This window comes from Streptomyces sp. ISL-100 (genome assembly GCF_018614615.1).
Taxonomy (GTDB): Bacteria; Actinomycetota; Actinomycetes; order Streptomycetales; family Streptomycetaceae; genus Streptomyces.
Map to the genome: position 1 here is coordinate 1 of NZ_JAGGOK010000071.1, position 14,287 is coordinate 14,287.

A 14,287-nucleotide genomic window follows, 5' to 3' on the forward strand; every position below is an offset into this window, starting at 1 on the left:
GGCCGCTTGAGGTTCGCCACGAACTTGTAGCGGTCGCCCCGGTACACCGAGCGCACCCACTCCACCGGATCGCCGTTTTTGTCGATCGAGTGCCGGGACAGCATCAGCATCGGCAGGCCCACGTCCGTACCGAGCAGTCCCGCCTCGCGCGGGGTGGCCAGCGACGTCTCGATCGTCTCCTCGGCCTCGGCGAGGCGGACGTCGTACACCTCCGCCAACGCTGTGTAGAGCGAGGTGTACTTGACGAGCGAGCGGCGCAGCGCCGGGAAGCGCTTCGCCGACAGGTGCGTCGTCTCGATGGCCATCGGCTCGCCGCTCGCGAGCCGCAGCCGCTCGATCCGCAGCACCCGGCCGCCCGGCGAGATGTCGAGCAGGCCGGCCAGGGTGTCGTCGGCCGTGACGTAACCGATGTCCAGGAGCTGGGAGGTGGGCTCCAGGCCCTGTGCCCGCATGTCCTCGGTGTACGACGTCAGTTGCAGCGCCTGCGAGACCTTCGGCTTGGCCACGAACGTGCCCTTGCCCTGGATCCGCTCCAGGCGGCCCTCGACGACCAGTTCCTGGAGCGCCTGGCGCACGGTCGTGCGTGACGTGTCGAACTCGGCCGCAAGGGTCCGTTCCGGCGGGACCGGGGTCCCGGGCGGCATGGTCTCCGTCATGTCCAGCAAATGCCGCTTTAGCCGGTAGTACTTGGGCACGCGTGCGGTACGGCCTGCCGCCGCCCCGCCCTCGGTCTCCGTACCGCCCCCGTCCGTGGCCATGATCCGCCTTCCCGACTTCTGTGCTGCTGCCGTCACCGGCTCCTCCGACTGTCGCGGCTCACATGGTGGCACGGCCTCATCACTGGTCGTCGCCCTTGCTCAGGTGTCGGTCCGATAACGGACGCGAGAGCCCTTCTTATACACCCTTGACACCCCTAAAGGTCTAGGCCAAGCTCCCGGTACTGGTCTAAACCATTAAAGACCGGGTCCCAGCCCCACGGGCAATCCCTGCGCAGCGACTTGGTTTCCGAGACGGGTTTCCGAGCCGTGATTCGACGCAACTCCCGGGCGGTGTGGGGATTCTCTTGCATCCCTGAGGAGGGTGGCGTGAAGCGCAAGCTCATCGCGGCAATTGGTGCGACGGCCATGATGGCTTCGGTCGCGGCGTGTGGTTCCGGAGACTCCAACGCTTCCAAGGACCCCAAGGAGCGCAACGAGACGCTCACCGTCTGGCTGATGGTCGACGCTCAGAGCACCTGGCCGGAGCTCGTCAAGGACGTCAACGCCCAGTTCAAGGCGAAGTACCCGAAGGCAAAGGTCAACGTCCAGTACCAGCAGTGGGGCGACAAGGCCAAGAAGCTGGACGCCGCGCTTGCCGGTGACAAGTTCCCGGACGTGGTCGAGCTCGGCAACACCGAGACGATGACGTACATCCTCAACGGCGCTCTCGGCGAGATCGACCCGAAGAAGTACGAGAACTCGGACACCTGGATCAAGGGCCTCAAGGACACCTGTTCCTTCGAGGGCAAGCAGTACTGCGTCCCCTACTACGCGGGTGCGCGCGTCGCGCTCTACAACAAGGACATGTTCAAGGCCGGCACCGGCTCGGACAAGCTCCCCGAGACCGAGGCGGAGCTGACCGAGGCCCTGGACAAGGTCGGCAAGAAGTACGACAAGGACAAGGCGTTCTCGCCGCTCTACCTGCCGGGCCGCTACTGGTACGCCGCCATGTCGTACGTCGCCGCGTACGGCGGCCAGATAGCCAAGTACGACGAGGGCGCCAAGGAGTGGAAGTCCAGCCTCGCCACCCCCGAGGCGCAGAAGGGCATCAAGCACTTCACCGACCTGGTCGAGAAGTACAACAACGGCGACAAGACGAAGGACGAGCAGGACCACGCCAACGTGATGGCCAATGAGAAGACCGCTCTTCTCTACGGCAACGGCTGGGAAGCCGGCAGCGTGATCGACCCCAAGGCACAGGGCAACGCCAAGCTGAAGGACAAGATCGGCGTCGCCGGTATGCCGGGCCCGGACGGCAAGGCACTGCCGTCCTTCATCGGCGGCTCCGACCTCGCCACCATCTCCAAGTCCAAGGTCCAGGACCTCGGCGAGGAGTGGATCTCGATGTTCACGAGCGCGAAGTCGCAGGAGGTCCTCGCCTCCAAGAACATCCTGCCCAACAACACCAAGCAGCTTGAGCCGCTGAAGGCGAAGCCGGAGACCGCTCCGATCGCCAACGCCGTTCCCGACGCCTGGTTCACGCCGATCGCTCCGGGCTGGACCGCCATCGAGAAGAAGGAAATTCTCGAGGTCATGCTGCTCGACATCATCAAGGGCAAGTCGGTCGAGGAGGCCACCGAAAAGGCCGACGCGGAGATCGACAAGCTGATCAACGAAGAGTCCTGAGCCAGCCACCCAGGGTCTCAGAGTTCCTTGATCGCTGACGGGGGCGGCGGTCCCTTCGGGGTCCGCCGCCCCCGTACTCCGGTACCCGGTCCGAACGGAAGGCCAGCACATTGAGTGCCGCCGACATGCTGCAATCCCCCGGGGGGCCACCCCCGGACCCCCGGCCCGACAAGCGGGCAGCAGACCCCCCGGCAACCATGAAGCAGGCCCCGGGACGCAGGCCGCGGAAGGCCGGCGCCCTGCTGCCATACCTCCTCATAGCCCCCGCGTTCGTCGCGATCGCCGCCGTCTTCCTGTGGCCGCTCGTCAAGACGGTGATCATGTCCTTCCAGGACGTGGGCCGCCGCGAGCTGTGGACCGGGGAAGCCGCCCCGTGGGTGGGATTCGACCAGTTCACCGAGATCCTCGGCGACGGCGAGTTCTGGGCCGTCGTCGTACGCACGATCGTCTTCATGGCCGCCTGCGTGGTGGCCACCATGGTGATCGGACTCGGCCTCGCCATGGTCATGCAGCGCATGTCCACCTGGGCACGGCTGATGCTGACGGCCGCGCTCATCGCCGCCTGGTCGATGCCGCTGCTCGTGGCGACCTCGATCTTCCGCTGGTTCGCCGACTCCGACTACGGCGTACTGAACATGGTCCTGAGCAAGTACCTCGGCCTGGACTTCCAGGGCCACAACTGGTTCCTCGACTCCACCCAGGGCTTCACCGTCATCGGCGCGGTCGTGGTCTGGGGCGCCGTCCCCTTCGTCACCATCACGCTGTACGCCGCGCTCACCCAGGTCCCGCAGGAGCTCGAAGAGGCCGCGTCCCTCGACGGCGCCGGCACCGGCGGCGTATTCCGCTACGTCACCTGGCCGGTCATCAAACCGGTCTTCCAGATGGTCGCGACCCTGTCGGTGATCTGGGACTTCAACGTCTTCGGCCAGGTCTTCCTGATCCGCGGCAACAAGCCGGAACCGGAGTACGCGCTCCTCGGCCTCTACTCCTTCGAGAAGGCCTTCGAGTCCAACTCCTTCAGCCAGGGCGCGGCGATCTCCCTCATCACGGTCCTGCTGCTGTCCGGCGTCGCCGTGTACTACCTGCGCCAGCTGCTCAAGATCGGAGAGGTCGAGTGAGCGCCTCCAGCCCCCAGGTGACGCCCCAGGTGACGCCGCAGGTCCTGCGGCCCGACCGCAAGAAGCACCGGACGGTCTTCAACGTCGTGGGGCTGCTGGGCTTCGTGGCCATGGTCTTCCCGGTCTACTGGCTGGTCATCAGCGCACTGCGGCCCAACGCCGAGATCCGCAGTTACGACCAGACCCTGTGGCCCTCGTCGATCACCTTCGACAACTTCCAACGGGCCATCGACATGCCGAACTTCGGCACGGCGATCCAGTCCAGCCTCATCATCTGCGTCACCGCCGTCGTGGGCGCCATGGTGCTCTCCACCATCGCCGCCTTCGCGATCGGCCGCTTCCACTTCTTCGGCCGCAAGGCCTTCATGATGGTGCTGCTGGTCGTACAGCTGCTCCCGCCCACCGCGATGCTCATCCCCATCTACATCCAGCTCAACGACCTGGGCGGGCTGAACGAGTACTGGGGCGTGACGATCATCTACCTCGTCTCCACGCTGCCGTTCGCGACGTGGATGATCCGCGGCTTCGTCATCAACATCCCCAAGGAGCTGGAGGAGTCCGCGATGGTGGACGGCTGCAGCAGGATGGGCGCCTTCTGGCGCGTCATCTTCCCGCTGCTCGCCCCCGGCCTCGCCGCCGCCTCGATCTTTTCGCTGATCAACGCCTGGAACGAGTACCTCCTCGCGTACGTCGTTCTCCAGGACAACGACAAGTACACCCTCAACGTGTGGCTGATGAACTTCACCACCTCACGCGGTGTGGACTACGGCGCCCTGATGGCCGCCTCGACGCTCATCGCCATCCCGGTCGTCGTCTTCTTCATGATCGTCCAGAAGAAGATGGCCTCGGGTCTCACCTCCGGCGCAGTGAAGGGTTAACGCCTCCCATGACGACCTTCGCACCTGGCACTGACACGCTGACGCGCGACGCGCTCGCCGTCCTCCAGCCCGGCTTCCTCGGCACCGCGGCCCCCGACTGGCTGCTGCGCCGTGTCGGCGAGGGCCTGACCTCCGTCGGCCTGTTCGGCCGCAACATCGCGTCCCCGGCGCAACTGGCCGCACTCACCGCGCAGTTGCGCGCCGAGCGGGACGACGTGCTCGTCGCGATCGACGAGGAGGGCGGTGACGTCACCCGCCTGGAGGTCCAGCACGGCTCCTCGTTCCCCGGCAACCTCGCGCTCGGCGCCGTCGACGACACCGGCCTCACCCGGGACGTCGCCCGCGAACTCGGCCGCAGACTGGCCGAATGCGGCGTCAACCTCAACTGGGCGCCGTCCGCCGACGTCAACTCCAACCCGGGCAATCCAGTCATCGGCGTACGTTCCTTCGGCGCCGACCCGCAGCTCGTGGCCCGGCACACGGCGGCGTACGTCGAAGGACTCCAGGCCTCCGGTGTCGCCGCGTGCACCAAGCACTTCCCGGGCCACGGCGACACCGCCGTCGACTCGCACCACGCACTGCCCGCCATCGACGTGGACTTGGACACACTGCACGCCCGTGAGCTGGTGCCTTTCCGGGCGGCCATCGCCGCGGGCTCCAAATCTGTCATGAGCGCGCATATCCTGCTCCCTGCGCTCGATCCGGCCCGTCCAGCCACTCTGAGCCCGCGGATCCTCACTGGTCTGCTGCGCGAGGAGCTCGGCTACGACGGGCTGATCATCACGGACGGCATGGAGATGCAGGCGATCTCCGCGACGTACGGAATCGAGCTCGGCAGCGTCATGGCGATCGCCGCCGGCGCCGACGCGATCTGCGTCGGCGGCGGACTGGCGGACGACGAGACCGTGCTGCGGCTGCGCGACGCGCTCGTCGCGGCCGTGCGGGACGGCGTACTGCCGGAGGAGCGACTGGCCGACGCGGCCGCGCGCGTGCGCGCGCTCGCGAGCTGGACGCGGGAGACCAGGGGGGCCCGGGGGGCCCCGGGGCCGGGCGCGGCTTCACAGGAGGGGACCGCGCCCGGCGCCGGCACGGGCCTTCGCGCCGACGTCGGCCTGGTGGCCGCGCGGCGGGCGCTGCGGATCACGCGGGCCGCCGGGTTCGAGCCCGTCACTTGTGCCCCGTACGTCGCTGCCTTTACCCCGGTCGCGAACATCGCCGTCGGTCACGAGACGCCGTGGGGTGTGGCCGCTGAGCTGGCGCGCCTGCTGCCGGGCACCGCGACGGACACGTACAGCAGCGGCGACTTCACGCCGGAGCAGGTGATCCGGGCCGCCGGGGAGCGCCGGATCGTCGCGGTCGTACGCGATGTCCACCGCCACCCGTGGATGGCGGTGGCGCTGGAGGCGCTGACCGCCGCCAGGCCCGGCACGGTCGTGGTGGAGATGGGCGTGCCGCAGGCGCAGCCGCGCGGCGGCCTGTACATCGCGACGCACGGCGCCGCGCGGGTGTGCGGTCTGGCTGCGGCCGAGGTCATCGCGGGCGTCTGACATACGCAAAGTGCCGGGGTCCCCCCAGTGGGCCCCGGCACTTTCCGTATGTCCGGCAGTTTTTACAGACCCTGCCAGGCCGGCTTGGCCGCGTACGTGGCACGGAAGTAGTCCGCGAGCTTCAGCTTGGACGCCGCCGCCTCGTCGACGACCACCGTCGCGTGCGGGTGCAGCTGGAGCGCGGAGCCCGGAACCAGTGCGGCGACCGGCCCCTCGACGGTCTGCGCCACGGCCTCGGCCTTGCCCTCGCCGGTGGCCAGCAGCACCAGGTGGCGGGCCTCCAGGATGGTGCCGATGCCCTGGGTGATGACGTGGTGGGGCACCTGGTCGATGTCGTTGTCGAAGAAACGCGCGTTGTCGACGCGGGTCTGCTCGGTCAGCGTCTTGATCCGGGTGCGGGAAGCGAGCGAGGAGCACGGCTCGTTGAAGCCTATGTGCCCGTCGGTGCCGATGCCGAGCAGCTGGAGGTCCACGCCGCCGGCCCTGCTGAGCGCGCGGTCGTACGCCGCGCACGCGCCCTCGATGTCCTCGGCGGTCCCGTCGGGGCCCATGAAGGACGCCTCGGTCAGACCGAGCGGCTCGACCACCTCGCGCAGTACGACGGAGCGGTACGACTCGGGGTGCCCCAGGGGCAGGCCGACGTACTCGTCGAGCTGGCAGATCCGGGCGCGCGACGCGTCGACTTCGCCCGCGCGGACCTTGGCCGTCAGGGCCTCGTAGATGGGCAGCGGGGACGAACCGGTGGCCACGCCGAGCAGCGCGTCGGGCTTGTGGCTCAGCAGCCGTCCGATGGCCGCCGCGATGAGCTCGCCGCCCGTTTTGGCGTCCGGAACGATGACAACTTCCACGCTGAGCCTGCCGATCTGAGAGGGGGACCGTATTGTGGTATAGACCAATCTAGCAGAGGCTGCGCCGTGTGCCCGGGGGTCTTCGCCAAGTGGATGCCCGTATTTCCATGGTCGGCCGAGACCCGCCGGTAGTCACCTTTTGCTTACGGCCCCTTCCCTCTGCACGACGCCGGAGGTTGAATCGGCCCTGCGCGATCAGCGCAATGCCAACCTCGCCGCGATCGAGGCCCTCATCCCGGCGGACATCGACGCGGGTGAACTGCCGCGGACCGCCGACGCCCGCGCCCTCGCGCGCTTCAGTGGCGCCGTGTTTCAGGGAATGTCACAGCAGGCCCGCGACGGCGCGACGAGGCAGGAGCTGGAGGCGGTCGCCGGGCACGCGATGCGTGCCTGGTCGGCCGTGGCGGCAACTGAGGGTTAATCTGACTGGGCACGCCATAGACATAAGGTAATGGTCTAGTCCACAATGAACAGGTAAAGCCTCCTCCCTCCCCGCACAGGAGGGTGGAACGAGGCACCGGCGCTCTCTGCCCTGACTGCGTCGTGGCCTCTGACGGCCGCGCGGGACCGCACATCCGTCGCACGGCCGGAGCAGCTCCGGGCTGCGGTGCCAGGAGGGCTGAGGGTCCCTCCCAGGCGCCGCGGCCATGGGGTTGCCGGAGCGAAGGTACGCTCGCACATGTGCCCTCCATGAACGACCTCGTCCGCCAGCACACCGCTCTGAGTGAAACCGACCTCGAGTGGCTTCACCTGCTGGTCTCGGAGTGGCAACTGCTCTCCGACCTCTCCTTCGCCGACCTCGTCCTGTGGGTTCCCACCCTCGACGGGACCCGCTATGTCTCCGTCGCGCAGATGCGGCCCAACACCGGCCCCACCTCCTACCAGGACGACATGGTCGGCCACCTCGTCCCACGCGGCCGCCGCCCCCTCCTCGACGCCGCCCTCGATGAAGGCCGGATCGTGCGCGAGGGTGACCCGGAGTGGCGGGAGGAGGTCCCGGTCCGGGTCGAGTCGATCCCCGTACGCCGCGAAGGCCGCGTCCTGGGGGTGATCGCGCGCAATACGAACCTGCTGACCGTACGCACCCCCAGCCGCCTGGAGCTGACGTACCTCCAGAGCGCCTCCGACCTGGCCCAGATGATCGCCGCCGGGTCCTTCCCCTTCCCCGCCCAGCAGGTCGACATGGACGCCTCGCCGCGCGCCGGCGACGGGCTGATCCGGCTCGACGCGGACGGCATCGTCCAGTACGCGTCGCCGAACGCCCTCTCCGCGTACCACCGGCTCGGCCTCGCCTCCGACCTCGTCGGCCACCACCTCGGCCAGGCCACGGCCGAACTCGCCCCGTCCCGTGGTCCGGTGGACGAAGCCCTGGTCAAACTGGCCAGCGGCTACGCCCCGCGCGAGACCGAGGTCGAGGGGAACAGCGGGGTCATCCAGCTGCGCGCGATCCCGCTGAAGCCCAAGGGGACCCGGATCGGCTCGCTCGTACTGTGCCGGGACGTCACGGAACTGCGCCGCCGTGAGCGGGAGTTGATCACCAAGGACGCGACCATCCGGGAAATCCACCACCGGGTGAAGAACAACCTCCAGACGGTCGCGGCCCTGTTGCGGCTCCAGGCCCGCCGGATGGACTCGGAGCAGGGCCGCGAGGCGCTCAACGAGGCCGTGCGCCGCGTCGGGTCGATCGCGATCGTCCACGAGACGCTGTCGCAGAACCTCGACGAGCGCGTCGAGTTCGACGAGATCGCCGACCGGGTGATCGCGATGGTCGCCGAGATCTCGCCGGGCAAGGTCAACTGCCGCCGTACGGGCCGCTTCGGCATACTCGACGCCGAGGTCGCGACGCCGCTGGCGATGGTCCTCACCGAAGTGATGCAGAACGCACTGGAGCACGCCTTCGCGCCGGCCGAGCACGGCTCGGTCGAGGTGGCCGCGGTGCGCGGCGGCGACCGCAAGGACGCCCGGCTGCTGATCACTGTCCAGGACGACGGCCGCGGACTGCCCGAGGGATTCGACCCGAAGCGCACCGGCAATCTGGGGCTGCAGATCGTACGGACGCTGGTGGAAGGCGAGTTGGGCGGGACCTTCGACATGGTGCCCGGTGCCGAGCGCGGCACGCGGGTCGTTCTCGACGTTCCCGTACGCGCCGACAAGTAACACCGGACCGGGGGCGGAAAAGCGGCGAGCCCCGGACCGAGGGTACGGTCCGGGGCTCAAAGCTCACGTTGCTATGCGCATCGGGGGTACTGCGCGCTGCGGCTCGGGGGCGGGTGGTGCGTACACGCTGTACGCGCCGCCAAGCTCAGGCTCGTGCGGGGTGGTGGTTCAGGCGGTCGCGTTACGCGCCCGGTTGCGGGCGGCGCGGCGCTTCATCGCGCGGCGCTCGTCCTCGCTGAGGCCACCCCAGACGCCGGAGTCCTGGCCGGACTCGAGCGCCCACTGCAGGCACTGCTCCATGACGGGGCAGCGGCGGCAGACGGCCTTGGCTTCCTCGATCTGCAGCAGCGCAGGACCGGTGTTGCCGATGGGGAAGAACAGCTCCGGGTCTTCCTCACGACAAACGGCGTTGTGACGCCAGTCCATGGCTGCTACCTCTCCTTGGTATTACAAGCACGTTGCTTGTGAATGTGAACGCTTTCACGAATCCCCCCGCAAGTGAAGGGCCGACTGCCAGTCGCCTGGTGTGGGTCCTGTGTGTGAGGAGGGGTTCTGGCTTTCAGCGGAGGCTGGTGTTGCGGGCCGTCCCGATCGCCATGTAGAGATTCGCAAACCTCGGCAGCGGATACAACCCCTTCCGGAAAGTTTTTTTTGATTCCTCGGTGTCGGGTAGGTCACAGCCGTACTTCTATGGGGTGTAACCCAGCCCGTACGTTCGAGTTAAAGGACTTTCGCGCGTTCCGCTCACACAATCACACGCAGTGCACGGCGAACGCCTGTGAACGTCACGCTCGTGCGCAGTCCTAGGTGGTCACCGTCCATCTGGAAGGGGAGCGGGGCCTTCGAATGCAAGGTGAAGTCGGTCAGGTCGTGCAATGTCACCGCATGTTTACCGTGCGGCCCGCGCTCGGGCGTCGAGGTCAGCAACTGGGTCGCGTAACGGGCTACGGCGGGAGTGGACAACTTACTCAGACCGAGCACGTCCAGGGCCTTGTCGAAGGAGGCCTCGGGGGACGCGTACATCGGACGATTGCCCAGGTAGGTCCAGGGAGAGGTGTTACAGACTATGGACAGCACAAGATCTTCGACCGGGTCGTGACCGGGGCGCTCCAAGGTGATCAATCCCTGGCGGCGGTGCGGTTCGGTCAGGAATTGGCGTACCACCTGGCGCACATAAAGGGCGTGCGTCGAACGCTTTCCGCGCTCCCTGTGCTGTTCGACTCTTCCGATCACTCCGGCGTCGAAGCCGAAGCCCGCGCAGAACGTGAACCAGCGGGCCGGAACTGATTCGTCCTCCGTGCCCGGGGTACCCGCGGCCAGGCCGAGACCCACCGTGCGCTCACTGCGGGTGCGCAGAGCGTCCAGGATCGCGCCGGTCGCCTCGACCGCGTCGTTCGGGATGCCCAGCGCGCGCGCGAAGACGTTCGTGGAGCCGCCCGGGACGACGGCGAGGCGCGGAAGCCTGTCCGGATCAGGGCCCTCGTGCAGGAGACCGTTGACGACCTCGTTCACGGTCCCGTCGCCACCGAGCGCGACCACGAGCTCTATGTCCTTGCTCTCCGCGGCCCGCCGGCCCAGGTCGCGGGCGTGACCGCGGTACTCGGTGGTCACGACCTCCAGCTTCATCTCGCTGGCGAGCGCGTGGATCAGGACATCGCGGGTGCGTGCGCTGGTGGTGGTAGCTGCCGGATTGACCACGAGGAGTGCACGCATGAGCGCCAGACTACCCAGTAGGGAGTACGTGGCCCAGACCTGGTCCGCGGAGGCAGGCCGTTACGCTGCTGGGGTGAGCAATGAGCAGACTCCCGAATCCGCCGCCGAACCCCGCCCCAGCCGGCTGACCGCCGCCGCCGGTCTCGCCGCGCTGGAGGGCCTGGCCCTGGTCGCAGGTGGCGCGTACATGCTCGTCATGGGGCTGCTCGGCAGCCCCGACAAGCCCGAGCAGGCGGAAATGGGCGGCGTGACACTGATCGCCCTGGCGCTGCTGCCGCTGCTGGCCGCGCGCGGGCTGCTCAAGTGTCGCGCGTGGAGCCGCGGGCCCGCGATCATCACGCAGATCATGGCGCTGCCGGTGGCCTGGACCCTGCTGAACTCCGAGGGCTCGCTGCTGATCCCGGCCGGCATCGCCCTCGCGGCCGTGGCCGTGGCGGCGCTGGTCCTGCTGATCAACCCCGAGACGAACCGGGCGCTGGGCATCCGCGGTCCCCGCGACGCGTAACGCCGCAGGGACAGCCGCAGGGACGTACGGAGCGTACGGGCTACTCCTCGACCAGAAGCTTTTCGCGGAGCTGAGCCAGCGTGCGCGCCAGCAGCCGGGAGACGTGCATCTGGGAGATGCCGACCTCCTGCGCGATCTGCGACTGCGTCATGTTCCCGAAGAAGCGCAGCAGCAGGATTCGCTTCTCGCGCGGCGGGAGGTCCTCCAGGAGCGGCTTCAGCGACTCCCGGTACTCCACACCCTCCAGCGCCTCGTCCTCGGAGCCCAGCGTGTCCGCGACCGCCGGCGACTCGTCGTCGGTGTCCGGCACGTCCAGCGACAGCGTGCTGTACGCGTTGGCGGACTCCAGGCCCTCCAGGACCTCTTCCTCCGAGATGGCCAGGCGCTCCGCCAGCTCGTGCACGGTCGGGGACCGGCCGTGCTGCTGGGAAAGCTCCGCGGTGGCCGTCGTCAGCGACAGCCGCAGCTCCTGGAGGCGCCGGGGCACCCGGACCGCCCACCCCTTGTCGCGGAAGTGCCGCTTGATCTCACCGACGACCGTCGGGGTGGCGTACGTCGAGAACTCGACGCCGCGCTCCGGGTCGAACCGGTCCACCGACTTGATCAGACCGATCGTGGCGACCTGGGTGAGGTCGTCGAGCGGCTCGCCACGGTTGCGGAAGCGACGCGCCAGGTGCTCGACCAGCGGCAGGTGCATGCGCACCAGCCGGTTGCGCAGCTCCGCCTTCTCGGCCGATCCGTCCGGCAGCTTGCGCAGCTCGATGAACATCGAGCGCGCATGACTGCGGTCGTGCGGATCGTGGCGTCCGCGCTCCGCGTGCTCCATGGAGTGCTGCCCGTGCTCGCTCATATGGCCCGCCCGCTCTGCCTGCTCCGCCGCCGCCGTCCCTACCAGGCCCCCCACCTCCGCCGGCCCGTCGACAGGTTCATCGACCGGGTGGGGTCGGGCCTGCTGCTCCGGGATGCCCGCGGGGGCGGGCGTCGCCGGCCCGGCCGGCTCGGCCGGTACCGCGCGCCCTCCTGCGGGCGTCTGTGGGCTGAGCTCCTCGTTACGCACCGGCCCGTCCCCGTTCCTCACGCCGGCCCGGGTCCCGCGCCGCGCTGTTTGTACAGGCTGATGGTGACCGTACGGTCCTCGGCGACCGTGGAGTCGACCTTGCCCGCGAGTGCCGAGAGCACCGTCCAGGCGAAGGTGTCGCGCTCCGGTGCGCGTCCGTCGGTGGTGGGGGCCGAGACCGTGACGTCGAGTGCATCTTCGACGAGCCGGAAGACGCAGCTGAGGACGGAACCGGGCACGGCCTGCTGGAGCAGGATCGCGCAGGCCTCGTCGACTGCGATGCGCAGATCCTCGATCTCGTCGAGGGTGAAGTCCAAGCGCGCCGCGAGTCCGGCCGTGGCCGTACGCAGCACGGACAGGTAGGCACCTGCAGCGGGCAGCCGGACTTCCACGAAGTCCTGGGTCCCGGGCTCGCCTGCGATCTGGGACACCCTCACCTCCAAGGTGGCACAAGCTCTTTCGGGGGACCGGGAGGGAGCATCCCCCCGGAGCCACGCGGTACGTCGTTCGCCGGTGACGCTATCGCGATCCATTCTGCCCTGTCGCCCGGGCCCCACCCGGGACTGTCACTCATGGTAAGCACATGAGTACGCACAGTGGCTAGGGGTCTGCGGCGCCCAATTGGAAACTACCGGCGCCGGGTTGACGTACCCACGCGTCAGACGATCGAACCGTCCACATAGCACCAGCGCCAGTTCTCGCCCGGCTCGAAGCTCCGCACGACCGGATGGCCCTCCCCCCTGGAGTGCGCGGACGCGTGCCGGTGCGGCGACGAGTCGCAGCAGCCCACGTGCCCGCATCCCAGGCACAGCCGCGGCTCGGCCTTGGGGCGTTTGGCTCACAAGCACGTTTGGTAGTTTGTGAGGCGTGAAGGCCGAGCAGGTGAAGCGGGCGTTCAAGTACCGCTTCCACCCCACGAACGAGCAGGCAGCGGAGCTGTCGCGCACGTTCGGGTGTGTTCGCAAGGTCTACAACCTGGCGCTGGAAGCCCGTACGCTGGCGTGGTACAAGCGCCGGGAGCGCATCAACTACAACGCCACCTCGGCGATGCTCACGCAGTGGAAGAAAACTCAGGAACTTGGCTTCCTGTCCCAGGTGTCGTCGGTGCCGTTGCAGCAGGCTCTGCGCCATCTGCAAGGCGCGTTCTCGAACTTCTTCGAGGGCCGGGCGAAGTATCCCCGGTTCAAGTCGAAGAAGAAGACCCGAAGGTCGGCTGAGTACACTCGTTCCGCGTTCACGTACCGCAGCGGTGCGCTGACGCTGGCGAAGATGAAGGACCCGCTGGACATTGTGTGGTCCCGCCCTCTCCCCGAGGGTGTTGAGCCGTCTACGGTGACCGTGTCCCAGGACAGTGCGGGCCGCTGGTTCGTGTCCATCCTGTGCGCGGACGCGTCCGTCAAGCCCCTGCCGACGCTGGATACGGCGGTCGGGATCGACGCCGGTATCACCAGCCTGGTGACGCTGTCCACCGGGGAGAAGATCACCAACCCCCGGCATGAACGCCGGGACCGCGCACGCTTGGCCAAGGCCCAGCGGGCCGTGGCAAAGAAGGAGAAGGGCTCCCGCAACCGGGACAAGGCCCGCATCAAGGTCGCCAAGATCCACGCCCGGATCGCCGACCGGCGCCGGGACTTCCTGCATCAGCTGAGCACTCGGCTCGTTCGTGAGAACCAAACGATCGTGATCGAGGACCTGACCGTCCGCAACATGGTCAAGAACAAGACTCTGGCCCGTGCCATCTCGGACGCGGCCTGGACCGACATGCGCTCCATGCTGGAGTACAAGTGCGCCTGGTACGGCAGGAGCCTGGTCACCATCGACCGCTGGTTCCCCTCCACCAAACTCTGCTCCGCATGCGGCACCATCCGAGAGAAACTGCCGTTGAACGTCCGCCAGTGGACGTGCGAGTGCGGCACCACACATGACCGCGACATCAACGCGGCACGCAACATTCTGGCCGCCGGACTGGCGGTTACAGCCTGTGGAGCGGGTGTAAGACCTCAACGGGAGTTCTCCCGGACGGGGCAACTCGCTGCGAAGCAGGAAACCCTCACTGCGAAGTGAGGAACCCCCCTCGTTC

General features: G+C 68.1%; 14 protein-coding genes and 1 pseudogene. 8 read left to right on the forward strand and 7 right to left on the reverse strand.

What is annotated here, in order from left to right:
* A partial coding sequence (locus tag J7E89_RS30590; RefSeq protein WP_214977986.1) for a GntR family transcriptional regulator occupies positions 1-758 on the reverse strand: 758 nt, incomplete at its 3' end.
* A gap of 327 nt (positions 759-1,085) precedes the next feature.
* On the opposite strand from J7E89_RS30590, the gene J7E89_RS30595 reads away from it, so the two are divergent.
* The 4 genes from J7E89_RS30595 (at position 1,086) to J7E89_RS30610 (ending at position 5,927) form a co-directional block, all read left to right on the forward strand.
* The gene (locus J7E89_RS30595) at positions 1,086-2,384 is read left to right on the forward strand and encodes a sugar ABC transporter substrate-binding protein (RefSeq protein WP_214977842.1); all 1,299 of its coding nucleotides are present in this window, start codon (positions 1,086-1,088) and stop codon (positions 2,382-2,384) included.
* 110 nt (positions 2,385-2,494) lie between these two features.
* Positions 2,495-3,502 (forward strand): carbohydrate ABC transporter permease, encoded by a 1,008-nt coding sequence (locus J7E89_RS30600; RefSeq protein ID WP_214977844.1) that lies wholly within the window; start codon positions 2,495-2,497, stop codon positions 3,500-3,502.
* Positions 3,499-4,380 carry a carbohydrate ABC transporter permease gene (locus tag J7E89_RS30605; protein WP_214977846.1) on the forward strand — a complete coding sequence of 294 codons (882 nt, stop codon included), beginning with the start codon at positions 3,499-3,501 and terminating at the stop codon, positions 4,378-4,380. Before J7E89_RS30600 ends, J7E89_RS30605 begins: the two co-directional genes overlap by 4 nt.
* Positions 4,381-4,388: 8 nt before the next feature.
* Positions 4,389-5,927, forward strand: a complete 1,539-nt coding sequence (locus J7E89_RS30610) for a glycoside hydrolase family 3 protein (protein WP_214977848.1) — start codon at positions 4,389-4,391, stop codon at positions 5,925-5,927.
* Between the two features lie 62 nt (positions 5,928-5,989).
* On the opposite strand, the gene nagB is transcribed toward J7E89_RS30610, so the two are convergent.
* On the reverse strand, positions 5,990-6,775 hold the full coding sequence (gene nagB, locus J7E89_RS30615; protein ID WP_214977850.1) for a glucosamine-6-phosphate deaminase: 786 nt from the start codon (positions 6,773-6,775) through the stop codon (positions 5,990-5,992).
* Between the two features lie 139 nt (positions 6,776-6,914).
* Between nagB and J7E89_RS30620 the strand changes: the two genes are divergently transcribed.
* Both J7E89_RS30620 and J7E89_RS30625 read left to right on the forward strand, forming a co-directional pair.
* Positions 6,915-7,196, forward strand: coding sequence for a hypothetical protein (locus J7E89_RS30620; protein ID WP_214977851.1), 282 nt, complete (start codon positions 6,915-6,917; stop codon positions 7,194-7,196).
* Between the two features lie 269 nt (positions 7,197-7,465).
* Entirely contained in the window at positions 7,466-8,932 is a 1,467-nt protein-coding gene (locus tag J7E89_RS30625; RefSeq protein WP_214977988.1) for a sensor histidine kinase, read from the forward strand.
* 168 nt (positions 8,933-9,100) lie between these two features.
* On the opposite strand, the gene J7E89_RS30630 is transcribed toward J7E89_RS30625, so the two are convergent.
* Together J7E89_RS30630 and J7E89_RS30635 are read right to left on the reverse strand one after the other, a co-directional pair.
* Complete coding sequence (locus J7E89_RS30630) at positions 9,101-9,358, reverse strand: WhiB family transcriptional regulator (protein ID WP_004937597.1); 258 nt, start codon at positions 9,356-9,358, stop codon at positions 9,101-9,103.
* Between the two features lie 318 nt (positions 9,359-9,676).
* On the reverse strand, positions 9,677-10,645 hold the full coding sequence (locus J7E89_RS30635) for a diacylglycerol kinase family protein (protein WP_214977853.1): 969 nt from the start codon (positions 10,643-10,645) through the stop codon (positions 9,677-9,679).
* 73 nt (positions 10,646-10,718) lie between these two features.
* Here J7E89_RS30635 and J7E89_RS30640 point away from each other — a divergent pair, with 73 nt between their 5' ends.
* On the forward strand, positions 10,719-11,150 hold the full coding sequence (locus J7E89_RS30640; RefSeq protein WP_214977855.1) for a hypothetical protein: 432 nt from the start codon (positions 10,719-10,721) through the stop codon (positions 11,148-11,150).
* Positions 11,151-11,190: 40 nt separating this feature from the next.
* Here J7E89_RS30640 and J7E89_RS30645 read toward each other — a convergent pair whose 3' ends face one another.
* The 3 genes and pseudogenes from J7E89_RS30645 to J7E89_RS30655 form a co-directional block, all read right to left on the reverse strand.
* The gene (locus tag J7E89_RS30645) at positions 11,191-12,228 is read right to left on the reverse strand and encodes an RNA polymerase sigma factor SigF (RefSeq protein WP_214977857.1); all 1,038 of its coding nucleotides are present in this window, start codon (positions 12,226-12,228) and stop codon (positions 11,191-11,193) included.
* Positions 12,225-12,638 (reverse strand): anti-sigma regulatory factor, encoded by a 414-nt coding sequence (locus J7E89_RS30650; RefSeq protein WP_214977859.1) that lies wholly within the window; start codon positions 12,636-12,638, stop codon positions 12,225-12,227. Before J7E89_RS30650 ends, J7E89_RS30645 begins: the two co-directional genes overlap by 4 nt.
* Before the next feature lie 227 nt (positions 12,639-12,865).
* Positions 12,866-13,021 (reverse strand): annotated as a pseudogene (locus J7E89_RS30655) (UBP-type zinc finger domain-containing protein); the annotation flags it as partial.
* A 53-nt stretch (positions 13,022-13,074) separates the two neighbouring features.
* Between J7E89_RS30655 and J7E89_RS30660 the strand changes: the two are divergent.
* A complete protein-coding gene (locus J7E89_RS30660) occupies positions 13,075-14,271 on the forward strand; it encodes an RNA-guided endonuclease TnpB family protein (protein ID WP_214977861.1) in 1,197 nt (398 codons plus the stop codon).
* The last annotated feature ends 16 nt before the right edge of the window (positions 14,272-14,287 follow it).